The 23,979-nt window shown below is 71.4% G+C and carries 22 protein-coding genes; 9 read left to right on the forward strand and 13 right to left on the reverse strand.

The features are described 5' to 3' along the window. The 9 genes from VGB75_16400 to VGB75_16440 all read right to left on the reverse strand — a co-directional run. Positions 1-599: YebC/PmpR family DNA-binding transcriptional regulator (locus tag VGB75_16400; GenBank protein HEY0168627.1), on the reverse strand; the 599-nt coding region annotated here is incomplete at its 3' end. An 82-nt stretch (positions 600-681) separates the two neighbouring features. After that, positions 682-1,323 (reverse strand): pyridoxal 5'-phosphate synthase glutaminase subunit PdxT, encoded by a 642-nt coding sequence (gene pdxT / locus VGB75_16405; GenBank protein ID HEY0168628.1) that lies wholly within the window; start codon positions 1,321-1,323, stop codon positions 682-684. Positions 1,324-1,326: 3 nt separating this feature from the next. After that, on the reverse strand, positions 1,327-1,551 hold the full coding sequence (locus VGB75_16410) for a DUF2277 domain-containing protein (protein ID HEY0168629.1): 225 nt from the start codon (positions 1,549-1,551) through the stop codon (positions 1,327-1,329). A gap of 35 nt (positions 1,552-1,586) precedes the next feature. Beyond that, the gene (gene pdxS, locus VGB75_16415) at positions 1,587-2,519 is read right to left on the reverse strand and encodes a pyridoxal 5'-phosphate synthase lyase subunit PdxS (GenBank protein HEY0168630.1); all 933 of its coding nucleotides are present in this window, start codon (positions 2,517-2,519) and stop codon (positions 1,587-1,589) included. Positions 2,520-2,631: 112 nt separating this feature from the next. After that, entirely contained in the window at positions 2,632-3,717 is a 1,086-nt protein-coding gene (locus VGB75_16420; GenBank protein HEY0168631.1) for a DUF3048 domain-containing protein, read from the reverse strand. A gap of 164 nt (positions 3,718-3,881) precedes the next feature. Further along, positions 3,882-4,442 (reverse strand): NUDIX hydrolase, encoded by a 561-nt coding sequence (locus tag VGB75_16425; protein ID HEY0168632.1) that lies wholly within the window; start codon positions 4,440-4,442, stop codon positions 3,882-3,884. A gap of 65 nt (positions 4,443-4,507) precedes the next feature. Next, a complete protein-coding gene (locus tag VGB75_16430; protein HEY0168633.1) occupies positions 4,508-5,758 on the reverse strand; it encodes a glycosyltransferase family 4 protein in 1,251 nt (416 codons plus the stop codon). A gap of 13 nt (positions 5,759-5,771) precedes the next feature. Then, complete coding sequence (locus VGB75_16435; GenBank protein HEY0168634.1) at positions 5,772-6,719, reverse strand: phosphatidylinositol mannoside acyltransferase; 948 nt, start codon at positions 6,717-6,719, stop codon at positions 5,772-5,774. Beyond that, positions 6,689-7,300, reverse strand: coding sequence for a CDP-alcohol phosphatidyltransferase family protein (locus VGB75_16440; GenBank protein HEY0168635.1), 612 nt, complete (start codon positions 7,298-7,300; stop codon positions 6,689-6,691). The genes VGB75_16435 and VGB75_16440 overlap by 31 nt, the downstream gene beginning before the upstream one ends. Before the next feature lie 172 nt (positions 7,301-7,472). Here VGB75_16440 and VGB75_16445 point away from each other — a divergent pair, with 172 nt between their 5' ends. From VGB75_16445 to VGB75_16455, 3 genes are all read left to right on the forward strand, one after another. Further along, positions 7,473-9,578 (forward strand): elongation factor G-like protein EF-G2, encoded by a 2,106-nt coding sequence (locus tag VGB75_16445; GenBank protein ID HEY0168636.1) that lies wholly within the window; start codon positions 7,473-7,475, stop codon positions 9,576-9,578. 94 nt (positions 9,579-9,672) lie between these two features. Then, a complete protein-coding gene (locus VGB75_16450; GenBank protein HEY0168637.1) occupies positions 9,673-11,022 on the forward strand; it encodes a lytic transglycosylase domain-containing protein in 1,350 nt (449 codons plus the stop codon). A 239-nt stretch (positions 11,023-11,261) separates the two neighbouring features. Beyond that, positions 11,262-11,618 carry a hypothetical protein gene (locus tag VGB75_16455; GenBank protein HEY0168638.1) on the forward strand — a complete coding sequence of 119 codons (357 nt, stop codon included), beginning with the start codon at positions 11,262-11,264 and terminating at the stop codon, positions 11,616-11,618. A 209-nt stretch (positions 11,619-11,827) separates the two neighbouring features. Here the strand turns inward: VGB75_16455 and VGB75_16460 are convergent, their stop codons facing one another. Further along, complete coding sequence (locus tag VGB75_16460) at positions 11,828-12,103, reverse strand: hypothetical protein (protein ID HEY0168639.1); 276 nt, start codon at positions 12,101-12,103, stop codon at positions 11,828-11,830. Positions 12,104-12,187: 84 nt separating this feature from the next. On the opposite strand from VGB75_16460, the gene VGB75_16465 reads away from it, so the two are divergent. Next, on the forward strand, positions 12,188-12,922 hold the full coding sequence (locus tag VGB75_16465) for a hypothetical protein (protein HEY0168640.1): 735 nt from the start codon (positions 12,188-12,190) through the stop codon (positions 12,920-12,922). Positions 12,923-12,958: 36 nt separating this feature from the next. Here VGB75_16465 and VGB75_16470 read toward each other — a convergent pair whose 3' ends face one another. Together VGB75_16470 and thrS are read right to left on the reverse strand one after the other, a co-directional pair. Then, the gene (locus VGB75_16470; protein HEY0168641.1) at positions 12,959-13,510 is read right to left on the reverse strand and encodes an HIT domain-containing protein; all 552 of its coding nucleotides are present in this window, start codon (positions 13,508-13,510) and stop codon (positions 12,959-12,961) included. Then, positions 13,507-15,615 (reverse strand): threonine--tRNA ligase, encoded by a 2,109-nt coding sequence (thrS, locus tag VGB75_16475; protein HEY0168642.1) that lies wholly within the window; start codon positions 15,613-15,615, stop codon positions 13,507-13,509. Before thrS ends, VGB75_16470 begins: the two co-directional genes overlap by 4 nt. A gap of 88 nt (positions 15,616-15,703) precedes the next feature. Here thrS and VGB75_16480 point away from each other — a divergent pair, with 88 nt between their 5' ends. Then, positions 15,704-16,897: a CapA family protein gene (locus VGB75_16480; GenBank protein ID HEY0168643.1), complete on the forward strand. Its 1,194-nt coding sequence runs from the start codon at positions 15,704-15,706 to the stop codon at positions 16,895-16,897. Here VGB75_16480 and VGB75_16485 read toward each other — a convergent pair. Next, positions 16,836-17,552 carry an RDD family protein gene (locus VGB75_16485; protein ID HEY0168644.1) on the reverse strand — a complete coding sequence of 239 codons (717 nt, stop codon included), beginning with the start codon at positions 17,550-17,552 and terminating at the stop codon, positions 16,836-16,838. The genes VGB75_16480 and VGB75_16485 overlap by 62 nt on opposite strands. A 171-nt stretch (positions 17,553-17,723) precedes the next feature. Here VGB75_16485 and VGB75_16490 point away from each other — a divergent pair, with 171 nt between their 5' ends. From VGB75_16490 to VGB75_16505, 4 genes are all read left to right on the forward strand, one after another. Beyond that, a complete protein-coding gene (locus tag VGB75_16490) occupies positions 17,724-19,928 on the forward strand; it encodes a TOMM precursor leader peptide-binding protein (protein HEY0168645.1) in 2,205 nt (734 codons plus the stop codon). Between the two features lie 140 nt (positions 19,929-20,068). Then, entirely contained in the window at positions 20,069-20,239 is a 171-nt protein-coding gene (locus tag VGB75_16495) for a hypothetical protein (GenBank protein ID HEY0168646.1), read from the forward strand. Between the two features lie 170 nt (positions 20,240-20,409). Beyond that, positions 20,410-22,320 carry a TOMM precursor leader peptide-binding protein gene (locus VGB75_16500; GenBank protein HEY0168647.1) on the forward strand — a complete coding sequence of 637 codons (1,911 nt, stop codon included), beginning with the start codon at positions 20,410-20,412 and terminating at the stop codon, positions 22,318-22,320. A 30-nt stretch (positions 22,321-22,350) separates the two neighbouring features. Continuing rightward, complete coding sequence (locus tag VGB75_16505; protein ID HEY0168648.1) at positions 22,351-23,973, forward strand: SagB family peptide dehydrogenase; 1,623 nt, start codon at positions 22,351-22,353, stop codon at positions 23,971-23,973. Positions 23,974-23,979: the final 6 nt, after the last annotated feature.

The following is a 23,979-nucleotide window of genomic DNA, read 5'->3' on the forward strand; positions in this document are numbered from 1 at the left end:
GACTCGGCCGAGTCGTAGTCCATCCCGGCGTCCTGCAACGCGGTGCGGACGGCGACCATGTCGTTCGGCTCGCTGACCACCTCGAAGGTGTCGCCGAGGTCGTTGACCTCCTCGGCGCCGGCCTCCAGCACCGCGGCGAGCACGTCGTCCTCGGTGAGGCCGTCCTTGGCGACGATCACCACTCCCTTGCGGCTGAACAGGTAGGACACCGAGCCCGGATCGGCCATGTTGCCGCCGTTGCGGGTCATCGCGGTCCGCACCTCGCTGGCCGCCCGGTTGCGGTTGTCGGTCAGGCACTCGATGAGCACGGCCACGCCGGAGGGTCCGTAGCCCTCGTACATGATGGTCTGCCAGTCGGCCCCGCCGGCCTCGGCGCCCGAGCCGCGCTTGACCGCGCGCTCGATGTTGTCCAGCGGCACCGAGGTCTTGCGGGCCTTCTGGATCGCGTCGAAGAGGGTCGGGTTGCCGGTCGGGTCACCACCACCGGTACGGGCGGCGACCTCGATGTTCTTGATCAGCTTGGCGAACATCTTGCCGCGCTTGGCGTCGACGACAGCCTTCTTGTGCTTGGTGGTGGCCCACTTGGAATGGCCGCTCATGCCCACTCATCTCTACTCTTCGCGCAAGCGCTCATCGCGTGTTCGCTCCGCTCCTCGGCGCCAGCGCGCCTGCGATGCTCACTCACTGCTCGTCCCTGCTCGTGGCGGGCGGCTGATCGGCCTCCCGCACCATCTCCAGAAAGTACCCGTGCACTCGCGCGTCACCGGTGAGCTCAGGGTGGAAAGACGTGGCCAGCAGGTGCTGCTGGCGAATCCCGACGACTCTACCCGCCGCCGGTCCGGACTTCACGCGAGCGAGGACGCGCGCCTGCGGGCCGACGTCCTCGACCCAGGGCGCGCGGATGAACACCGCGGTCACCGGGCCGCCCGGGATGCCCTCGACCGGCACCGGCTCCTCGAAGGACTCCACCTGCCTGCCGAAGGCGTTACGCCGCACGGTCATGTCGATGCCGCCGAAGGTGTCCTGGTCAGCGGCGCCGTCGAGGATCCGATCAGCCAGCAGGATCATCCCGGCGCACGAGCCGTAGGTGGGCATCCCGGCTGCGATCCGCTTGTGCAGCGGCTCGAACAGCTCGAAGGAGTGAGCCAGCTTGACGATCGTGGTCGACTCGCCGCCCGGTATCACCAGGCCGTCGACGGCTTCGAGCTCGGACAGGCGCCGGACCGGCAGCGCCCGCGCGCCGACCGCGCGCAGCGCGGCCAGGTGCTCGCGGACGTCGCCCTGCAGTGCCAGTACGCCGATCAGTGGCCCGGAATCGCTCACTCGTTATCGACTGGCCGTGGCGCGTGCCGGCAGCACCAGGCTGGCCAGCAACTCATCAGTGACCGCCGCGATCTGGGCCACCGCCGCGTCGAAGGCCTCGTGGTTGGCCTTGGACGGACTGCGCATCCCGGCGACCTTGCGCACGTACTGCAATGCCGCCGCTCGGCTGTCCTCGGAGGTGGCGTCCTCGGTGTAGGGCGGACGAAGCGTCTTGATGCTGCGGCACATGAGCGCTGCTCCCTGATCCTTGTCGCTGGTGGTCTCTACCAGCCGCGCTCGGCGAGCCGGTGCGGCTGTGGGATGTCCTCGACGTTGATGCCGACCATGGCCTCGCCCAGCCCCCGCGAGACCTTGGCCAGCACGTCCGGGTCGTCGAAGAAGGTCGTCGCCTTGACGATCGCCTCGGCGCGCTGGGCCGGATTGCCGGACTTGAAGATGCCCGAGCCGACGAAGACCCCCTCAGCGCCCAGCTGCATCATCATGGCGGCGTCGGCCGGCGTCGCGATGCCGCCGGCGGTGAACAGCACCACCGGCAGCTTGCCCAGCTTGGCGACCTCGGCGACCAGCTCGTACGGCGCCTGCAGCTCCTTGGCCGCGACGAACAGCTCGTCGGGCGACAACGACGTCAGCCGCCTGATCTCACCGCCGATCTTGCGCATGTGAGTGGTGGCGTTGGACACGTCGCCGGTGCCGGCCTCACCCTTGGACCGGATCATGGCCGCGCCCTCGGTGATCCGCCGCAGCGCCTCGCCCAGGTTGGTGGCGCCGCAGACGAAGGGAACCGTGAACCGCCACTTGTCGATGTGGTTGGCGTAGTCAGCCGGGGTCAGGACCTCGGACTCGTCGACGTAGTCCACGCCGAGCGCCTGCAGCACCTGCGCCTCGACGAAATGCCCGATCCGGGCCTTGGCCATCACCGGGATCGAGACCGCCGAGATGATCGAGTCGATCATGTCGGGGTCGCTCATCCGGGACACCCCGCCCTGAGCGCGGATGTCGGCCGGCACCCGCTCGAGCGCCATCACCGCCACCGCGCCGGAGTCTTCGGCGATCTTGGCCTGCTCGGCCGTGACGACGTCCATGATGACGCCGCCCTTGAGCATCTCTGCCATGCCGCGCTTGACGCGCGCGGTGCCAACGGAGGGGGTGCCCGGTGACGAGGTGCTGCTGTCGGCGCTGCCGTGCTGAGAAGTCATGCCCCGCATTCTACGGCCCCACGAGCCGGGTCACCGAGCGCTCCTTGCCACATCCGGCCTTTGGGCCGGGCCGGAGCCGCTCCCGCGCCGGGCCGGGCCGGGCCGGGCCGGCCTAAACCGGCGCCCCCTTGGCCGCGAGCACGACGTAGGCGCCGCCGGGCGCCAGCAGCAACGGCTTGCCCTTCAGGTCGGTGAACCTGGTCGGCGCGCCGGCTGAGGGCCGCGACCACTTGCCCTCGATCCGGTGCCCTCCTCGAAACAGCACCACCCGGCCGGATCCGACCGTCTTGGTGTGCTGCGAGGGATTTCCGGCCGTGTCGATGTTGCCGTAGTTGACCTCGACCTCGCACAGCTGCACCAGCACGTTGGGGGTGGCCACCAAAGCTCCGTCAGCGGTGTGGACGTGCCCGCCGCCTATCGTCCGGGCGTACTTGCCGATCGTCGGCTCCCAGTCGAAGCTGACCGGCGTGTTGCCGACCACGGTGCGCACGCCTGCCGTGGCGGGCGCCGTCCTCACCCGGGGGTCGGTCCTGGCCCACCTGAAGCCGACGTCACGAGAACCAGCGGTGCGCACCGCCGCGGCGACCTGGGCCAGGTTGGACTGCACGTTGTACGGGGCCGGCCGGTTGGCGTCGCGGGAGAAGCCCGGGGCCCCGCGGTCGAGGATGACGCCCTCGACGAGCGAGGCGTCCAGTCTGGCCACGGAGTCGGCGGAGCCACCGGAGGCGACCAGTGAGATGGCGCCGTACTGGCTGAGCAGCTCGGCGTCGTTGGGCCGGACGCTGCGGACGGGTTCCACCACCGGCTTGTGGGTGCCGAACACCGCGATCATCCGGGTCAGGCCGCCCTCGACCTGCTCGATGTAGACCACGTCGGCCTTGTCCAGGCCCACCGCGGGCCGGCCGTTGCCGGTGTCATCGATCTTGACCGCCAGGATCGGGCCCGCCGGCGGCTTGCCGACGCCGGTCAGCGGGTTGACCGCCGCCGCCGGCTTGGCGCTCGGCTTGGCGCTGGGCTTGGCGCTGGGCGTGCCGGTCGCCGTCGCAGTGGCGGAGGCCGAGCTGGACGCGGGCGCCGAGCTGACCGGCGCGACGCTGTCACCGCCGCGCAGCGCCATGGCCGACGCGCCGCCGATCACCAGGACCGCGACGGCGCCCCCGGCGGTCAGGGCTTGAGCCTTGGACAGTCCGGCGATCATTTCGGTGCTCCCTGCGGTCGAGGCTGGTTGTTCAGCCGTCATGGGACAAGTCAGGCGGTCAGGCGGTCAGGCGGTCAGGCGGTCGGTCGGTGATCGGTCGGTCGGTGATCGGTCGGTGGTCGGTCGGTGATCGGTGGGTCTGAGGGCCTGAGTCCGGTCGTGGGTCAGGGGGTGGCGCCCGGCCGCTGGTCGGGCGTCGGGCTCTCTGCGAACATGCTGGTGTCGTCGATGTCGAAGAACAACGGCAGTTCCCGGCGACCAGCCAGGTGTAACAACCGGGGCATTCTGCGCGCCCGCAGCGTACGAGTGTCGCGGACCGCGTCGTTGAAGAACCGCCGTGCGATCATCACCCGGGTCGCCGCCTCGGCCAGTTCGGTGACCGCCTCGAGCGGCAGCCGCGGGCGGTCCTGCTGCAAGCCGGCGATGGCGCGCCCGACCTGGTTCTCCACGACACCGCGGTCGGACTCCTGCCATTGCCGCACCGCCAAGGCCGACCGAGCCGTGTCGATCAGCTCCTCCGCCCGCCCGGGCGCCAGGCCGGAGTCCGGCCGCTCGGCCAGGTGCAGCAGCGCCGCGGCCCGCCGGACGAGCTGGGCGTCCAGCGCCGCCTGCGCCGCGTCCACCCGAGCGTGCAACCGATCCAGCCGGGTCAGCGTGAGGGTGACCCAGGCAGTCAGCAAGATCGCGACGAGGACCGCCGCGATCAGCCAGCCCGCCGATAGCACGGGGCCAGGTTACAAACTTCGACCCAAGCGCGCCGGGAGGCTCGCTAACAGCGGGTTTACGCCGCTCAGGTTCGGACGGTCGCGGCGATCGCGATCTCGTACACCCGCAGGATCTGGGCGGCGACCAGCTGCCAGTCATAGGGCCGGACCACCTCGGCGCCGGCGGCGGCAAGCTGGGAGCGCAGCGCCTGGTCTGACAGCGCGCGTTCCAGTGCCCGAGCCAGCCCGTCGGCGTCCCGGTTGCGAAACAGCAACCCGGCTCGCACGAGCTGGCCATCGGCCCGGTCCTCACCGCGGCGCCGCGGCGAGGACGCCCCGGAGCGCCAATCGGCCCGAGCCTGGCTGCCAGGCCGGGGCACTCCGGCCTGATCGGAGTCGGCTGGGTCGGCGGGGTCGAGCACCCGGCGAAACGCGGGCAGGTCGCTGGCCACGATCGCCGCGCCGGCGGCAAGCGCCTCCAGCAGGATGATGCCGAAGCTCTCGCCGCCGGTGTTCGGAGCGACATAGACGTCCACGCTGCGCAGCAACGCCGCCTTGTCCTGCTCGCTCACCATACCCAGCATCACCACCGAACCGCGCAGCGAGTCCGGCAGCTTGTCGAGAAAGTCCTGATCCTGCCCGCGGCCGGCCACCAGCAGCCGCACGCCCGGGCGGTGGCTGACCAGCTCGGTCATCGCCGCCAGCAGCACCGACATCCCCTTGCGGGGCTCGTCGTAGCGGCCGATGAAGCCGATGACACCGCCCAGCGCCGGGTCACGCGGATAGCCCGGCAGCGGCTGGGCTCGGGCGTAGGCGCTCACCGACACCCCGTTGGGGATCACCACGGCGTCCGACCCGAGGTGCTCCATGATCATCTTGCGGGCCGCCTGGGACACCGCGATCCGTCCCGACAGGCGCTCCAGCAGGGCCTGCACCGCGCTGTCGAACATCGTCAGGAACCGGGAGCGGCTGGAAGCGGCGTGAAAGGTGGCCACCAGCGGGGCGTCAGCGAGCAGCACCGTCAGCAGCGACAGGCTCGGCGGGGCCGGCTCGTGCACGTGCACCACGTCGAACTCGCCCTGGCGCAGCCAGCGGCGCACCCGGGTGGCCGAGACCAGCCCGAACTGCAGCCGGGCCACCGAGCCGTTGTACGGGATGGGCACGGTCTTGCCGGCCGCCACCACGTACCCGGGCAGGCTCGGCGAGTCCTCCTCCCCCGGCGCCAGCACCGACACCTGGTGACCCAGCCCGATCAGGGTCTCCGCCAGATCCCGCACGTGCGCCTGGACGCCGCCGGGGATGTCCCACAGGTAGGGGCAGACGATGCCGATCCTCATGCCGCGGCGGTCCTCACGACCGGCCGGCGACGAGCCGGGCCTGATCCAGGTCGGCGAGCCAGAGCCGTTGCAGCATGTGCCAGTCCTCAGGGCGCCGGGCGATGCGGGACTCGAAGGCGCTGGCCAGCGCCTGGGTGCCACGGTGCACCCTGGTTCGCAGCGACCCCTCACCGAGCTCGATCGGCTGGCCGATCCACTGCCCCCAACCGTCGCCGTCGAAGTACAGGTGCACCGGAATCAGCGCCGCGCCGGTGGTCGCGGCCAGCAGCGCCGGCCCGGCCGGCATCCGGGTCGGCTCGCCGAAGAACTGGACGTCGATCCCGTTCCTGGACAGGTCCCGGTCAGCGACCAGGCACACCGCCTCACCGGCCCGCAACCGCTCGGCCAGCACCTGCATCGGCGGCCGCGGCCCCCCGGTCAGGGGCAGCACCCGCATTCCCAGGCTCTCCCGGTAGGCCACGAACCGGTCGAACAGCGACTCGGGCTTGAGCCGTTCGGCCACCGTGCTGAACGGGTAGCCGCGCTGCACCAGCCACAGCCCGGCGATGTCCCAGTTACCGCTGTGCGGCAGCGCGAAGACCGCGCCCTGACCGGCGGCCATGGCCTGGTCGACGTTGGCCGCCCCGTCGGTGCGCACCCCGGCGATGATCCGGTCGACATCCATGCTGGGCAGCCGGAAGGTCTCTAACCAGTAGCGGGCATAGGAACGCATGCCGGCCCGGACCAGCCGGTCCAGCTCCGCCGGGCCTGCCTCAGGTCCGGCCACCCGGGCCAGGTTGCTGCGCAGTTGCCGCACCGACCGCCCGTTGCGGCGTACCGCCAGGTCCGCGGCCGCGGCGAACAACCGGCCGGCCAGTGGCGCCGGCAGCGCCCTGACCACTCGCCATCCGGCGGCGTAGCCGGCGGTGCTCAGCCAGCCACCGGCCGCCTTCACGCCGGCTGCGTCCGGGACTGCCGCCACACGGTCGCCAGCCGCTGGCCGACGGTGACCGCCGAGGCCGCCGCGAGCACCCAGAGGGCGATCGCCTGGGCGTAGGGCACCCCGAATGGCCACCCGGTCAGGCCGGTGCCCACCAGCACGATGATCAGCCGCTCGGTCCGCTCGGCGATGCCGACATCGCAGGTGAAACCGGCGCCCTCGGCCCGGGCTTTGATGTAGGAGGTCAGCGACCCCAGCACCAGGCACAGCAGCGACGCCGCAAGCAACGCCGGCTGGTCGTGCCGGGCGAACCACCAGGCCAACGTCGAGAACACCGCCGCGTCGGCGACCCGGTCGCAACTGGAGTCGAGCACGGCGCCGAAGCGGCTGCCGCGCCCGCCGGCCCGGGCCACCGCGCCGTCGACCATGTCGAACATCACGAAGGCCCAGACGAACAGCGTGCCGACGAAGAAATATCCCTGGGGGTAGAAGACCAGCGCCGACGCGGTGACGCCGATGGTGCCGACCACCGTGACCATGTCGGGGGTCACGCCGGCTTGCGCCAGTGACCGGCCCAGTGGCGCGATGGCCTTGCCGATCGGGGCTCGCAGCAGGTTCAGCACCGCTCAACTCTAACGGGCGCCCCGGCCAGAGCCCGGCGCCACCGCGAGCGGGCCGTCCCGGGCCTTGCCCGGCCGGCGGCGGCGGGTGTCAAATGCAAGCAGGGCCGCGCTTAGAGATCACTCCGCCCAGGCCCGGCCGGAGTCTTCGCCGCCCGGAAGAGGGGCTGTGAAGATGACAGTCAAGACAGCGGCCAGGACCCAGAGCCGGCTCGCCGCGGTGAGGGCAGACAGTGTCGAGCAGATCCGCAACGTCGCGCTGGTCGGCCATAGCGGAGTCGGCAAGACCACCCTCACCGAGCATCTGCTGGTCACAGCCGGAGCGATCCCGCGAGCAGGCGCGGTGGCCGAGGGCAACACCGTCTCCGACGCCGATCCGGTCGAGATAAGCCAGCAGCGCTCGGCCTTCCTGTCGGTCTGCCCGCTGCGCTATCGCGACGTGGTGCTCAACCTGCTCGACACCCCCGGCTCGCCGGACTTCGTCGGTGAGCTGCGCGCCGGGCTGCGGGGCGCGGACGCGGCGCTGTTCGTCGTCTCGGCCGCCGACGAGCTGGATGAGAGCACTCTGGCGCTGTGGGAGGAGTGCGCCGCGTTGGGGACCCCGCGCGCGGTGGTGATCAACCGGCTGGACGCCCCGCGTGCTGACCTGGCGCGGACGCTGGCGGCCTGCCGGCAGGCCTTCGGCGGAGTGGACGGCAACGCGGTGCTGCCGCTGTGCCTGCCGGCCGATCCGGCGCGACCGCTGGCGGGCGGGCTGGTCCAGCTGCTGGAGGCTGCCGACCCGGTCCATCAGCAGGACCGGTCGGCTCTGATCGAGGCGATCATCGCCGAGAGCGAGGACGAGTCACTGCTGGAGCGCTACCTGTCCGGTGATGACCTGGACCCCGCCGTGCTGGCCGCCGACCTGCACACCGCGGTGGGCCGCGGGCACTTTCACCCGGTGGTGCCGGTCTGCGGGGGCGGCGAGTCCGGCGCCTTCGGGCTGAGCGAGCTGCTGGATCTGATCGTCCGGGGCTTTCCCAGCCCGACCGAGCGCCCGCTGCCCGACTGCTGGACGCCGATCGGCGCGCCCGGTCCCACGCTGTCGTGCGACCCGGCCGGCCCGCTGGCCGCCGAGGTGGTGCGGACCTGGGTCGATCCCTATCTGGGCCGGGTGTCACTGGCCCGGGTGTTCTCCGGCGCCATCACCGGCGACACCGCGCTGCACGTCTCCGGCCACGGCGCCGCCGATCGGGGCCATCCCGATCACGACGCCGACGAGAAGGGCGCGACCCTGCTGGGCCCGACGCTGGCCCCGATCAACTCGGCGTTCGCCGGCGACTTCTGCGTGGTGGCCAGGCTGGCCAGCGCCGAGACCGGCGACACGATCTCCGAGCAGCGCCAGCCGCTGGTGATCCTGCCCTGGCAACTGCCCGAGCCGCTGCTGCCGATCGCCGTGCGCGGCGCCACCCGCAACGACGAGGACGCGCTGGGCAAGGCGCTGACCCGGCTGTCGGCGTCGGACCCGGCCGTCCGGATCGAGCGCAACGCCGGCACCGGCCAGCTGGTGCTGTGGTGTCTGGGCGAGGCGCATGCCGAGGTGGCGCTGGCCCGATTGCGCTCCGGCGGCGCCACCATCGCCACCGAGCCGGTCCGGGTGCCGCTGCTGGCGACCTTCACCGCGTCGGCGCGCGGGCACGGCCGGCAGGTCAAGCAGTCCGGCGGCCACGGCCAGTACGCCGTCTGCGACGTGACGGTGGAACCGCTGCCGCGCGGCTCGGGCGTGCGGTTTTCCGACCGGGTGGTCGGCGGGGCGGTGCCCAGCCAGTTCATCGGCTCGGTCGAGAAGGGCGTCCGCGCCCAACTGGCCCGGGGCGTGCAGGCGGGGGTGCCAGTGGTCGACGTGCAGGTGACGCTGCTGGACGGCAAGGCGCACAGTGTGGACTCCTCCGACGCCGCGTTCCAGATGGCCGGGGCGCTGGCGGTCAAGGACGCGGCCTCGGCGGGCGGGATCCAGCTGCTGGAACCGGTGGACTCGGTCCGGATCACGGTCGCCGAGCACCACATCGGAGCGGTGCTGTCAGACCTGTCCGGGCGGCGGGCTCGGGTCACCGGAACCGAACCGCTGACCTCAGACCGCCCGGGCAACCGCAGCGTGATCTCGGCAGAGGTGCCGGCGGTGGAGCTGTTGCGCTATCCGGCGGTGCTGCGGTCGCTGACCGGCGGGGCAGGCAGCTTCACCCGTGGCTACCTGCGCCATGACCCGGCCCCCGCGGCGGTGGCCGCCGCGCTGCTCGGCTGAGCCGAATCCGAGCACAGCCGAGGCGAAGCCGCGTAACCCCGGCAATCGTTCTTCGTTGGACGCCATGACGTGGCCGCCCATGAGGAAGCAGACCATGACCCAGCCGGAGAACCGCACCGCCGCCGAAGGTGAGCCCATGCCTCAGGGGCGCCACCGGGCGCCACACCTGCCGGTGCCCGCTCCAGCGCTGCCCTCCTGGCTGCCCCGCGCCGGCCTGGCCGCCGCGGTGGCCCTCGCGCTCGGGCTGGGCGTGCTGGTCACCAACGCCACCGGCGCCCCCACCCGGCAAGGCGCCCAGCCCACCGTCACAGCCGCCCAGGCGCCGGCGGTCAGCGGACCTGCCCGGCTGTCTCTGGGCGCGCCCAAGGGCGCGAAGCTGCTGCCGGCCCGACCTCGGCATGTCGCGCAGCCGGCGGCTGCCACCCCGGCTGCGATCAGCGGGCTGGCAGCCAACGGCATTCCCGCGGTGGCGTTGAACGCCTACCGCCTCGCGGCTGCCCGGCTGGCCTCGGCCCAACCCGGCTGCGGCCTGCAATGGTGGCTGCTGGCCGGGATCGGCCGGGTCGAGTCCAACCACGGCAGGTACGGCGGGGCGAGCCTGGACGCCAGCGGCGAGTCGAGGCCCCACATCATCGGCCTGGCCCTCGACGGCGTCGTCTATGACTACATCGCCGACACCGACGGCGGCCGGCTGGACGCCGACACCCGGTATGACCGCGCAGTCGGGCCGATGCAGTTCATCCCGTCGACCTGGGCCGCCTATGGCATCGACGGCAACGGCGACGGGATCACCAGCCCGTTCAACATCAACGACGCCGCCCTGGCCGCGGGCCGGTACCTGTGCGCCGCCGGCGGTGACCTTCGGACGGCGGCCGGGCGCACCCGCGCGGTGCTGGCCTACAACCACTCAGACGAGTACCTGGCGCTCGTGCTGGGCACCGCGGCCGCCTATGCCGCCGGCACGGCTGTCGACGCCCCGATCCAGGGCGTCACCGCCGGCGGGCTGCCGCCGGTCGACACTAGTTGGCTGCCCCCGGTGAACCCGGGCGCCCCGATCGGAGCCGGCTCGGGGCCGGTGACCAGTTCGCGCGGCGCGGGTTCCACGCCTGGCCGGTCGCCGGTCGCGGGCTCGCCGGGCGCCGGTCCCGCCAGCTCGTCAAGCCGGTCGCCTAGCCCTGGCTCCTCGGCTCCGGGCTCCTCAGGTCCGGGTTCCTCAGCTCCGGGCTCCTCGGCGGGCTCCTCAGGCCCGATCCGACCGGCGCCGACCAGCTCAGCGCCTGCCCAGCCCGGCGGTTCGTCCGCGCCCAGCAGCCCACCGGCGCCGACGCGGCCGCAGTTGCCGACGCTGAGCCCCCTGCCGACGTTGCCGGCGCCGACCGCGACCGCGGTGTGCGTCAAGACCGTGCTGGGCGTGGTGGTCACGGTTCCCTGCTCCACGCCCTGACCCCGCTGCTCGATCGATTCGCCCTGACACCGTGCGCATCACCTCGAACTGGTGTTTTCTCCTTATTCTGTAAGTTAAGTGAGCCATCGGACGATGCGATGCGACCCCTTCCGCTGGGTGCACGCAGGCGGTAGCGTCCGCGCATCGCTTGGCTCCCACGTCGGGGATAGGAACTATGGGCGCCGGACGAATCACGTGTGCCGTGCTGCCCATTCGTTCTCACCCCAGGAGAAGACCCGATGAAGAATGCTCTGAAGCGCTCACCCCTGGCCACCGTGGTGAAGGGAGCCGCAGTCGTCGCAGCCAGCGCCGTCCTCGCCTTCTCCAACACCACTCCCGCGCTGGGCGAGACCGGTTGGATCTACGTGCACGGCGGCAAGGCGCGGTGGGACAGCCTCAACCGGCTCCAATACTGCGACACCCTGGTGGACGGCAACCGGGTGCGGGTGCAGCTAGCCGCTTATGTGGGAGCGACTGTCTACTACAGCGGCTGGGCGCCGAGCGGGGGTTGCTACACCGAGGGTCACCCGACGTCGATCCAGGTGTTCCGGGTCTGCGCCGAGAACAACGGCTGCTCGGCCTGGTACCACCGCTGACGAGCCCTGCGCAGCTGCTGACGCGAGCTGGAAGTCATGGCTGGAAGTCCCGTCGGGCTGGCCGTCTCGTCGGGCTGGAAGTCCCATGAGTGAGACTTCGCACGGTGGCGCTGTCGCCGATGACGGCGTCACCGTGCGCATCCACGCCGCAGGCCTCGGACGAGGTGGGCGGGTTCGGGCCTAGGCCACCGAGTCGATGAACCGCAGGATCAGCCGGTCGTCCCGCGCTCGGAAGCCGATCCGCTGATAGATGGCGACCGGGTCGCGTCGTCGACGGCGCCGATCACGTCCGGCACGGCGACGCCGCGCTCGCGCAGCCCGGCGGCCAACTCGGTCTCGCTGCCCGGCGGCAGCTCCCCCAGCACCGCGGCGCGACCCGGCAGGCGCCGCCGATCGCCTTCCGGGCGGGCGCGGCGTGAAGCCGCGCGAGTCGTGGTCGCGAGCGTGCGAGTGCCGTCCAGGCTGGCGCGGCGTCTCGGAATCATGGCCGCCCGGGCCGGTTGGGACGTCTTTCGGTAAGTTCTACCCGCACGGTCCACCTGACTCCTCAACCCGAATGGAGCTACTCCGTGATCACACGTGACACCCGGTCGGAGGTCGCTGACGCTCTGCAGTCAGTGACCGGATCCGCCAAGTCTGCCGGCACGGCCGTGACCCTGAGTGCCAAGTCGGCCGGCACGGCCGTCACCGAGAACGCCAAGGTCGCGGCCACCAGCGCGGGGCAGGCGCTCAGCACAGCCGTAGGGGCAGCCAGCGGCGTCGTCACTGACGCCGTCGAGGCGGTCAGCGGCGCTGTGGAAACCGCCGGCGCTGCCGTCGAAGCGGGCGCCGCGGCGCTGGCGGCTCGTGGCCGGCAGGCTCGCAAGAGCGCCAAGGCAGAAGCCGCGGCCCGCCGCAAGCAGGCCCGCAAGGCCCGCCGGCGCGGCGGCCGGGCATTGGCCGGCGCGAAGGCTCAGGCAGTCGGACGGGCCGGCGCCGCGATGGCGGCGGTGCGGCTGGAGAAGCCGGCGCCCAGCAAGAAGCACAAGGCCGCGCGGCGGCTGCTGCTGCTCGTCGGCGGCGCGGCCGGTGTGGCCCACCTGATACGCCTCAACAGCAAGGTGGCGGCGACCAACCCGTTCACCAGCCAGCCCTCCACCCCACCCGCCGGCCAGTCGTCCAACCTCTGGAGCCAGCCGGCCCCCGAACCACCGACCCACGTCACTCTCAAGCCGGCGGTCGAGACCTCCACCCATGTCGCCCCGGGTCCCTCGGCCGAGCCGTCGACCCACCCGGCGGCCGGAGCGGGCACCGACCCCAGCTGAGCTGGGGTTCGTCGGCAGTCGCCCTCAGGCCACGCCTCAGGCCCGCGGCCAGTGCTCGGCTAACTGGTCGCGGGCCTCGGACAGCAACTGGGGAAGCACTCGGGTGTGGCCGATCACCGGCATGAAGTTCATGTCACCGCCCCACCGCGGGACGACGTGCTGGTGCAGGTGCGCCGCGATGCCGGCGCCGCCGACAGCGCCCTGATTCATCCCGATGTTGAAGCCCTGCGGACGGGTGGCGGCCCGCAACGCCGCCATCGCGCGTTGGGTGAACAGGGCGACCTCGGCCGCTTCAGCGGCAGTAAGGTCGGTGTAGTCACCGACGTGCCGGTAGGGCACCACCATCAGGTGACCCGGGTTGTAGGGGTAGAGGTTGAGCACGGCGAAGGCCAACTCGCCGCGGCTGATGATCAGCGCGTCGGCGTCTGAGCGGGCCGGCAGCTCGCAGAACGGGCAGTGCTTCGCGGCGTCAGAGACCGGCTTGCCCTCACCGCCGATGTACACCATCCGGTGCGGCGTCCACAGCCGCTGGAAGGCGTCCGGAGTGCCGGCGTAATTGTCCGCGGCCTCCAGCTCCGGACCCGTCACGGCTGCTCGGCAACCGTCGAGCCGTCCGCTTCCGCGACAGCGAAGTCGGCGAGCGAGGGCGAGTGGTTGGCCCGGCTCGCCACGAACGCCGCGATCTGATCCGCCGCCCGTTCGACCTTGACGCCGTTGAGCTGCTCGCCGTCTCGGAACCGGAACGACACCGCGCCGTCCTCGGCGTCCTTGCCCCCGGCGATCAGCATGAAGGGCGTCTTGGCCTGCTGCGCCGTCCGGATCTTCTTCTGCATCCGATCGGAGCTGGCATCCACCTCGACCCTGATCCCGCGGGTCTTGAGCAACGCCGCGATCCCGTGCAGGTAGCCGACCTGCTCGTCGCTCACCGGGATCGCGATGACCTGCACGGGCGCCAGCCATGCGGGGAAGGCGCCCGCGTAGTGCTCGATCAGCACGCCGATGAATCGCTCCACCGAGCCGAACTTCGCCGAGTGGATCATCACCGGCTGATGCCGGGTGCCGTCGGCGGCCTGGTACTCCAACCCGAAACCGGCCGGTTGGTTGAAGTCGTACTGGATGGTCGACATCTGCCAGGTGCGGCCGATCGCATCCCTGGCCTGCACCGAGATCTTGGGCCCGTAGTAAGCGGCGCCGCCAGGATCGGGGACGAGGTCGAGCCCGGACTCGGCCGCGACCACGTTGAGGATCGACGTCGCCGCTTCCCATTGCTCGTCGGTGCCGATGAACTTGTCCGGCTTGGAGTCGTCACGGGTGGACAGCTCCAGGTAGAAGTCCTCCAGCCCGAAGTCGCGGAACAGGCCGAGGCAGAAGTCGAGCAGGTGCTTGATCTCGGCCGGCGCCTGCTCAGGAGTGCAGTAGCTGTGCGAGTCGTCCATGGTGAGCCCGCGTACCCGGGTCAGCCCGTGCACCACGCCTGACTTCTCGAAGCGGTACACGTTGCCCAGCTCGAACAGCCGCAGCGGCAGCTCGCGGTAGGACCGCCCGCGTGCCCGGTAGATCAGGTTGTGCATCGGGCAGTTCATCGCCTTGAGCCGGTAGGCGGCATTCTCCAGCTCCATCGGCGGGAACATGCTGTCGGCGTAGTACGGCAGGTGGCCCGAGGTGTGGAACAGGCCTTCCTTGCTGATGTGCGGGGTGCTGACGAACTCGAAACCCTCCTCGGCGTGCCGCTGCCGGACGTAGTCCTCCATCACGCGGCGCAGGATGCCGCCCTTGGGGTGGAACACCGCCAGGCCCGACCCGAGCTCGTCGGGGAAGCTGAACAGGTCGAGCTCGGCGCCGAGCCTGCGGTGGTCGCGCTTGGCTGCCTCCTCCAGCAGCACCAGGTAGGCCTTGAGGGCGTCCTTGCTCGGCCAGGCCGTGCCGTAGATCCGCTGCAGTTGCTCGTTGTCCTGGTCACCGCGCCAGTACGCCGCGGCGGTGCGCATCAGCTTGAACGCCGGAATCCGCCGGGTCGTGGGCAGGTGCGGTCCGCGGCACAGGTCGGTCCAGGCCAGCTCGCCGTCGCGGTCGAGGTTGTCATACATCGTCAGCGCGCCGCCGCCGACCTGGGACATCTCCTCGGCGTCCAGCTCGGTCCCGGTGTGACTTGCGGCCTCCGAGCCCGAGTCGCCGGCCGCGCCGCCCTTGAGGCCGATCAACTCCAGCTTGAACTTCTCGCCGGCCAGCTCCGCGCGCGCCTGGGAGTCGCTGATCTCGCGTCGGGAGAAGCGCTGCGCTGCCTTGATGATCTCGGTCATCTTCTTCTCGATCGCCCCGAGGTCCTCCGGGGTGAACGGCCGGTCGGGCAGGAAGTCGTAGTAGAAGCCGTTCTCGATCGGCGGCCCGATGCCCAGCAGCGTGCCGGGGAACAGCTGCTGCACCGCCTGGGCCATCACGTGGGCGGTGGAGTGCCGCAGCACCGCCAGCCCGTCGGGTGAGTCGATCGCGACCGGCTCGACGTCGTCGGCGGCGGCGAAGGGCACGTCCAGGTCGCGCAGCTCACCGCGCGAGTCGCGCACCACCACCGCTCCGGAGGGCCCGTTGAGGTCGACGCCGGCCGCTTCGAGCGCGGCGCGCGGAGTCGTTCCGGCGGCGACCGCAACCGACGGCCGATCGGCCTGGACGGTGGACTGCGACACGACGCTGGACACGGATTGATCTCCTTCAGAGGGGTGGCTGTCGAGGTGTTAGGCGGGCCTGTTGAGGGATGCGACGCACTGCACCGTGCATGCTAGTGCGATGCTCCTGAACTCCCGAGGCGATATGGCCCTGGCCCTCACCGGCGCCGCCGGCCTAGTGCTACTGGCCGCGTGCAGCGGCTCGTCCACGCCGTCGAACTCGGCTTCGGTCAGCGCGAGCCAGCCCGGCTCGGCCTCGGTCAGCGCGAGCCAGTCCGGCTCGACTCCATCCGGCTCGGCCGGCCAGTCCGGTTCAGCCAGCCAGTCCGGTTCAGCCGGCCAGTCCGGTTCAGCCAGCGCGTCCAGCTCGGCGGCCGGCGGGGTCGTGCGGATCGGCTTGGCCGGCGACGTGCACTTCGCACTGCGCACCGCTGACCGGTTGGCCGCCAACCCGGCGAGCGTGTTCGGCCCGGCCGTGAAGGGGCTGTCCGCTCCTGATCTGACCATGGTCAACCTCGAGACGGCGATAGCGGTGGGCGGCGCCCCGGAGAACAAGAGCTTCACCTTCCAGGCGCCACCGTCGGCGTTCACGGCGCTCAACGCCGCTGGCATCGACCTGGTCTCGATGGCCAACAACCACGCCGCCGACTACGGCGCCGACGGCCTGGCCCAGACCCTGGACGCCATCAAGCGGACCCGCTTTCCGGTGGTCGGTCTCGGCGCCAACGCGACTGCGGCCTACGCGCCGTACTATATCGAGATCAACGGCGTGCGGCTGGCCTTCATCGCCGCCCACCAGGTGCGGGAGGAGACGCTGGCCAACTTCTCAGCCACCAGCACCAGTCCTGGCGTGGCCAGCGCCTACTCCGAACTGCTGCCGCTGGCGGTGCGCGCGGCCAAGGCACGCGCGGACGCGGTGATCGTGTACCTGCACTGGGGCACCGAGTACGTCCACTGCCCGAACACCGACCAGGTGGGGCTGGCGGACCGGCTGGCCGCCGAGGGCGCCAGCGCCGTGGTCGGCACCCACGCCCACGGCCTGCAGGGCGCCGGCTGGCGTCCGGACGGCGCCTACGTCGCCTACGGCCTGGGCAACTACCTGTGGTGGTACTCCTTCGGCGACGGGCGCGACGACACCGGCGTGCTTACTCTGACGCTGACCGGCAGCAAGGTCACCGCCGCGTCCTTCGCTCCGGCCAGGCTGGACGAGCGGGGCATCGCGGCGCCGGCCACCGGTGAGACGGCGAGCCGGATCAGGTCTGAGTTCGAGCAGTTCCGCCAGTGCGCCGACCTGCTGCCGGCGCCGCCTCGCTAGGCGGCGCAGCCGGGGTCGGGCTCATCCCCCCAGCGTCTGAGTCAGCCGCCGGCTCCCCCGCTCGCGCCCGGTCCTCGGCCGGAACCACGTGCGTTCCGGCGACGAGGTCGTGCAGCGCTCGGCCGTCCGAGCGACTCATCGCCAGCCCCACCGATGCCCCCGCCAGGGCCAGCGACAGCCCGAACCCGGCGGCCGCCAGCTTCGGCGCCCGGGCCACCCCGACTCCCACAGCGCGATTCACCGCCAGATGCGCCAGTTGCCAGGGCAGCAGTTTGACCGCTGTCCGGGCCAGCACACGACGGCGCCCGGGCCAGGTCTGGTTCGGCCCCAGGACCACCAGCCCGGCGGACCGCTTGCCCCGGCTGGCGTGCGCGCCGCCGGCTTCACCCGCCGCCAGATAGAGCACCGCCGGTAGCACCCCGGTGATGAACTGCGCGGCGTCGGCGGTGGCCCGACGGCGGAACAGCGCGGCATAACCGGTGCGCCGCAGCGCCGGAATCCGGGACAACGCCGCAATCGCGGCGAGCCAGGCCCAGATCGCCAGGAGGTCGACGGCCGAGGCCCGCATCCGGGCTGCCGGCGGCGCGCAGGGATGAGACAGCGGCAGGGCAGCAAGCGTGCGCGACGCGGATCGAGCGGTGGGTTCAAAATCCATGAGGGTCACAATGCCCGCATCGACGGGCAGAACTCTACGTATGACGAATTTTCGATCAAATGGTAGACACGCCTCACAGTGACTGCTAATTTCGCCCAAACCCCCACTTCTCCCACCGTTATTTCACATGGTTCACCCACGCCCTTCCCCACTCATTCCGTAGGGACAGTCATGCCATCTCCGAGCTCCCCGCTCGCCAACATCCGCCCCAGGCTGCGCAACGACGTCGTGTTCCTTCGGGTTGACACCGGCATCTACCTCCGGAGCTCGCAGATGTCGTGCGTCCTGAAGGGCCAGGGCGTCTATGACTGGATGGCCGCGCTCGGCCCCCGGATGACCGGCGAGTGGACGGTCGCCGAGCTGTGCGAGGGACTCGACGAGGCCCGGCGCCGCACCGCCGAGGGCCTCGTGCGCACGCTGCTGGACCGCGGCTTCGCGCGCGACGCCGTCGCGTCGGTGGACGCCGAGCTGTCCGAGCAGGTGCTGCGCCGGTTCGCTTCGCAGATCAACTTCGTGGAGCACTTCATGCACGCCACCGACCGCTCGCCCCAGGCGTGGTTCAGCCAGTTCCGGTCCTCGCGGGTGCTCGTGCTCGGGCCGATGACCGGCATCACCGACGCGGCCGTGCGCGGCCTGCTGCGCAACGGCCTCGCCGAGGTCTCGGTGACCGGCGGGCACACGGAGGCGGACTTCGCAGAGGATCTGGCCGAACTCGCCGCGGCGGGCACTGCGGCCGAGGTGGTGTCGCTGCCGCAGACGCCGCACGACGTGGGCGACTACGACGTGGTGATCTCCGCGGTGGACAGCGCGCACAGCGCGAGCCTGCTCGAGCTGACCCGGCGGGTGGTCGGCGCCGACCGGCCGAGCCCCCGGGTGTTGCCGGTGGTCATCCACGACGGGCGCGCGACCCTCGGCCCGGTCTGCGGGCCCGCGGAGCTTCCGTGCTGGGTCTGCGCCCAGCTTCGGCTGGCGGCCAACTCCGATCCGCGCAGCACTGCCGACTTTTGGCGTGGGCTGGCCCTGGGCGGACCGGCCGCGGCAGAGGCGCTCGACGATCCGGCCGCGACCGGCGGCGCCAGCCTGATCGCGCAACGCATGATCGGCAACGCGCTCGCCTTCGAGGTCTTCCGACTGCGCACCGGCCAGCTCGGCCCGCAGGAGGAGAACCACGCCGTGGTCCAGGACCTGACCATCCTGGAATCCAGTCGCGACCGGGTGCTGCCGCATCCGCAGTGCCCGCTGCCGCACGCGGTGCCCGCGTCGGCGGCCGAGCCGCTGACCCAGCAGGAGACCTTGGCCCGCGCCGGCGTCCTGGTGTCGCCGAAGCTGGGCCTGCTCGCCGGCTGGACCGACGAGACGGTGAAGCAGATCCCTGTCAAGACCGGACGGGTCCGGCTGGGCTACCCCGGATCGTTGGCCGCCGGCAGCAGGCAGATCGCGGCGTTCGACACCGACGTCATCCTGGACGCGCGGGCTCAGGCGGTGCTCGCCGCCGTCTCCACCTACATCGGCCGGCTCGGGCCGCTGCCCGGCTCCGGGTGGCACGGCGAGGAGGGCGCCGGGGACGGCGCCGAGGCGCCGCTCATCGAGGCACGCAGCCTCGACACGCACAGCGGGACCGAGCTGCCGGCAGGCCTGCGCTCGCTCCGATCGCTGCCGGTCACGTCGATGCACGGCGACGGCCCGCGGCGGGCGCCAGCGGCTGCGGTCTACCCGTTCTCGGCGGCCAATGCCGACCTGGAGTTCGAGCCGACCTCGGCAGGGTCGGCGGCCGGCTGGAGCGTGGCGGAGGTCCAGGAACGCGGGCTCTGCACAGCGCTGGCCTTCCGGGCCGCGCGCTCGGCGATCCGAGCCGGCGCACCGCTGGACCGGCTCGCCGACCCGGCACTGGCCGCCGACGACGAATCCGCCTTCCTGCTGGACAGCCTGCGTCATCTGGGCCGTCGACCGCGGGTGCTGGTGCTGCCCGGGGCCGGCCCTGCCTTCGCGGTGCTGGTCGTCATCGACGGCGCGAGCCCCGACGAGCCGGGCGAGTGGGCCATCGGTTCGGGGCTGTCACCGCTGGCGGCGGTCCGGACGGGCCTGCGCCAAGCGGTCGGCGCGGCGATGCTACGGCACTACGAGGGCACGCCGGCAGACCTGGGCGATCCCCTGCTCGGCGAGCTCGACCCCCGGGTGTTCGCCGAAGCGGACCCGGCCCCCGGCGGGGCCGCCAGCGACACTGCCTACCTCGATCGCCCGGCCGTGACCGTGGCCGAGGTGCTGACCGGCCTGGCCGCCACCGGCAGCCAGGCCTACTACGCCGACACCACCACGCTCGACTGCCGGTCAGTCGGAGGCCTGGTCGCCGGCGCCGTCCTGCTGGCCGCGCGGTAGTCGTGGCGCACCACGCTGACTCGAGCCGGCCGGATCCGCGGATCGGCCGGACCCCGCGCGGAAGCCTCGGCTCCAGCGCATCGTGACCCTCGGAGAGAAAGGCTTTCCGAGTAGCACAACAACCCAAGAAGGAGATCTGCATGAACAATCTGACCGTCGAGTTGAGCGCTCTCGAGAGCGCCACCTTCGAGATCGAGGAGATGACTGACCCGTCGATCGAGCTGGCCTGGTCGAGCTGCTCCTGTAGCACCAGCAGCTGCTGCTCCTGCAGCACGAGCAGCTGCTGCTCCTGCAGCACCAGCACCAGCTGATCTCAGATCAGCTGATCTCGAACCGGCGGACGCCGAAACCGACGCCCGCCGGCCCTGCACAGTCCATTACCGAACTGTGACGGCTGCGGCTGCTTGCGCTTCCTGCTGGCATGCGGTGCGCGCAAGCAGTCGTGGCAGCCACCTCCACTTTAAGTGAGCGAAGGGCCGAAGTGTCGAGTCTGAAGGCCGATCCCATCCTGGGCAGCGTCGACGTCGTGCGGAACCACCTGGCGAGCCTGCCGATGGGCGGCATCGTCCTCGACCTCGGCGTGCTCGGATTTCCGGGCGGCAACAGCCAGTTCCGCGGCGGTGAGCTGGCCTATCCGATCCGGCTGTACGCAGGCACTGCGGTGCTGGGCCCGCTGTACCGCACCGACGGTTCCAGCGCGCCCTGCGTCGAATGCCTGGAGCGGCGCTGGCTGTCTCTGCGTCCGGTCGAGGAACGCCGGGCGATCGAGGACGGCGCCGACTTCTTCACGCCGCACGAGGACGCGACCTGCGCGCCGTTCGTGCTGGAGCAGCTGGCCCAACTCGTCCTCGCTGAGACGGCCGCGGGCCTGCCGGCCTCCGGCCTGGGCCGGGTCGTGGAGCTGCGCTTCGCCGACCTGGCCGTCACCCGGCACGACCTGCTGCCCGACTCCGAGTGCCAACGGTGCGCCACTCCCGCCGCCGACACCGCCGAGGCGGCGGCGATGCCCTTGCGCTCACGCCCGAAGACGCATGCCAGCGACTACCGCGGCGCGAAGGTCTCGGAGCTGGCGTTGCCGCTCGGGGCCTACGTCAACAAGCTCTGCGGGTCACTGGCCAGGCAGACGGTGCAGGTCTACCAGTGCAGCGCGACGCTGCCGGTCAGTGGCTACTTCCGGGTGCGCAGCAAGTACGACTACCACGAGATGTGGTGGAGCGGGCAGTCCCAGAGCGTGGCCAGCAGCGAGCGGTACGGCGTCCTGGAGGGACTGGAGCGCTACGCCGGCCAGTTCCCGCGCGCGAGACGGACCAGCGTCCAGGGCTCCTACCGTGAACTGCGTTCCGACGCGCTGGATCCCGCCACCGTGGGGACCTACCAACCGGAGTTCTACGCCAACCACACCGAGTACTACGAGCCCTTCGACCAGGACACCCCGATGCGCTGGGTGTGGGGCTACTCCTTCGCCGAGCAGCGTCCGACGCTGGTGCCCGAGCAGCTGGTCTACTACCTCGACCGGCACCCGGACAAGAAGTTCGTCCAGGAGAGCTCCAGCGGTTGCGCCAGCGGCACCAGCGCCGAGGAGGCCCTGCTGCACGGCATGCTCGAGCTGATCGAGCGCGACGCCTTCCTGCTCAGCTGGTACGCCGGGGCCCGGCTGCCCGAGATCGACACCGCGACGTGCGCCGACGAGGAGATCCAGTTCATCCTCGACCGGGTCAGCCGGCTGGGCTATCGGATGCGGCTGTTCGACATGCGCGTCGACATCGGCGTGCCGGCGGTGATGGCCGTCGCCGAGCGGTTGGACGGCGGCCTCGGCCGGCTCTGCTTCGCCGCCGGCGCGAGCATGGATCCGATCGAGGCGGTGCGCTCTGCGATCTCTGAGACCGCCACCTACATCCCCGGGATGGACGAGCGGGTCCAGGCGCGGTTGCCCGAGCTGCAGGCGATGGTGCACGACTACAAGCAGGTGCACGAGCTGGCGCAGCACGCCCTGCTGTACGGGCTGCCCGAGATGGCGTCCGCGGCGGACTTCCTGCTCAACGCCGAGCCCGCGCGGTCGATGCAGTCGCTGTACGCGGACTGGCTCGAGCAGCGTCCGGCCACGCTGGACCTGGCCGACGACGTGCGGTTCCTGCTGGACCGACTCGCCGCGGTCGGCAGCGACGTCCTCGTCGTGGACCAGACCTGCCCTGAGCAGCATGGCGCCGGCGTGCACACGCTGGCGGTGATCACCCCGGGGCTGATCCCGATCGACTTCGGCTGGGAGCGCCAGCGGGCGCTGAGCCACCCGCGCCTGCACGCCTTCGTCGAGGGCCGGCTGGCCGAGATCTCCTCACGTGAGCACGGGTTCGGCCCCACCGGGCTGAACCTGCGTCCGCACCCGTTCCCGTAACCGGCGCCTGGCAGAAAGGAGGATCTGGCGATGACCGAGCAGAGCACCCAGGTGGTGCAGGACTACGTAGAGACCGTGTTCCGGCGCGGTCGGGAGCCGATGGAGCCGGTCGACTTCCAGCCGAACTTCGCTGACCAGCCGTCCCGGCACAAGACCTATCTCGGCGGCGTGGCGCGCTTTCCGCTGCCCGAGGGCGCCGGGGTCCGCCTGCGGCCGACCGCCGACGTGCTGTTCGCGCCGCCACCGGAAGAGGACGGCCAGCCGTGGACGATGGAGTCGCTGGCCACGCTGCTGCGGCTGTCCTACGGCCAGCTGGACCGCCGGCTGCGGGTGAGCTGGAACCAGGACACCGATGCGCGGGTGCTGTATCCGGAATCGCTGTGGGGCCGCGGCACGGCCTCCGGTGGCGGCATGTACCCGCTGGAGATCTACTGGGTGGCCGGCCCCGGCGCCCCCATGACCCCGGGGGTCTATCACTACTCCACCGCCCACCATGGCTTCGAGCGGCTGCTGGTGGGCGACCTGACCGAGGACGTGCGGGCCGCCTGCGACGATCAGCTAGGAACGGGCGTGGGGCCGGCTGACGGCTTCCTGCTCGTCAGCACCCGGTTCTGGAAGAACTCCTTCAAGTACAACAGCTTCTGCTACCACGTGGTCACCCAGGACTGCGGGGCGATCCTCGGCTCGTTCGAAGTGATCGCCCGCGGTCTGGGCCGGCGGCTGGGGCGGGTGCTGTGGTTCGACGACGAGCGGCTCAACGACCTGCTCGGGCTGGACACCATGGCCGAGTCGGTGCTCGCGGTGGTGCCGCTGCCCTTCGCCCCACGCCAGGACGAGCCTCGCGCGCCCGAGGCCGGACGCGGCGGTCTCATCGACCGCCCCAGCTTCGAGCGGTCACAGGTCACGATCGAGTTCGAGCAGGTCACGCAGGTGCATCGCGCGGTGCTGGCCGACCGCCGCCCGCGCCCGGACCGGGCCGCCGCGACCGGGTTGCGTCCGGTCCGGCCGACCGGACTGGCCGAACTGGCACTGCCCGATCCCCGCGCCGGTGACCTGGGCACCGACCTCGACCAGGCGCTGCGGACCCGGCACACCAGCTTCGGCTCGTTCACCGGCTCCCATCCGATGACCCTGCAGGAGCTGTCCACCGTGCTCGCCGGCGCCAGCTCCGCGCGAAACTACCCCTCGGACGTGGCGCCCACCGGAACCGGCTTCACCGGCTTGTACGTGCTGGCCAACCGGGTCACCGGGCTGGCCACCGGCAGCTACCGCTACGACCCGGACTCCCACTGCCTGCAGGTGGTGCAAGAGCGCCCAGTGTCCGACTTCCTGCAGCGCAACTACTACCTGAGCAACTACAACCTCGACCAGGTGGGCGCGGTGCTGGCGATCTCGGCGCGCTGGGTGAGCACCGTAGAGGCCTATGGCAACCGGGGTTACCGGGTGCTCAACGCCGAGGTGGGCGCGGTGGCGCAGACCGCCTATGTGGCGGCGAGCGCAGCCGGCGTCGGATGCGGCGCGGTGCTGGGCTTTGACAACCTCTCCATCGACGAGGCGGTCGGGCTCGACCGTTCGGACGAGCGCACCTTCCTGTTCGTGCTACTGGGTCACGAACGGGCCGACAGCGCGCACTTCGACTACCGACTGATCTGAGAGGCA

The sequence above is a fragment of the Jatrophihabitans sp. genome, assembly GCA_036399055.1.
Classification (GTDB): Bacteria; Actinomycetota; Actinomycetes; order Mycobacteriales; family Jatrophihabitantaceae; genus Jatrophihabitans_A.

Coding starts and splice junctions, on each gene's coding strand:
- VGB75_16410 (HEY0168629.1), bottom strand. CDS start 1,551: ATGTGCCGCAGCATCAAGACGCTTCGTCCGCCCTACACCGAGGACGCC.
- pdxS (HEY0168630.1), bottom strand. CDS start 2,519: ATGACTTCTCAGCACGGCAGCGCCGACAGCAGCACCTCGTCACCGGGC.
- VGB75_16420 (HEY0168631.1), bottom strand. CDS start 3,717: ATGATCGCCGGACTGTCCAAGGCTCAAGCCCTGACCGCCGGGGGCGCC.
- VGB75_16430 (HEY0168633.1), bottom strand. CDS start 5,758: ATGAGGATCGGCATCGTCTGCCCCTACCTGTGGGACATCCCCGGCGGC.
- VGB75_16445 (HEY0168636.1), top strand. CDS start 7,473: ATGACAGTCAAGACAGCGGCCAGGACCCAGAGCCGGCTCGCCGCGGTG.
- VGB75_16450 (HEY0168637.1), top strand. CDS start 9,673: ATGACCCAGCCGGAGAACCGCACCGCCGCCGAAGGTGAGCCCATGCCT.
- VGB75_16455 (HEY0168638.1), top strand. CDS start 11,262: ATGAAGAATGCTCTGAAGCGCTCACCCCTGGCCACCGTGGTGAAGGGA.
- VGB75_16460 (HEY0168639.1), bottom strand. CDS start 12,103: ATGATTCCGAGACGCCGCGCCAGCCTGGACGGCACTCGCACGCTCGCG.
- VGB75_16480 (HEY0168643.1), top strand. CDS start 15,704: ATGCTCCTGAACTCCCGAGGCGATATGGCCCTGGCCCTCACCGGCGCC.
- VGB75_16485 (HEY0168644.1), bottom strand. CDS start 17,552: ATGGATTTTGAACCCACCGCTCGATCCGCGTCGCGCACGCTTGCTGCC.
- VGB75_16490 (HEY0168645.1), top strand. CDS start 17,724: ATGCCATCTCCGAGCTCCCCGCTCGCCAACATCCGCCCCAGGCTGCGC.
- VGB75_16495 (HEY0168646.1), top strand. CDS start 20,069: ATGAACAATCTGACCGTCGAGTTGAGCGCTCTCGAGAGCGCCACCTTC.
- VGB75_16505 (HEY0168648.1), top strand. CDS start 22,351: ATGACCGAGCAGAGCACCCAGGTGGTGCAGGACTACGTAGAGACCGTG.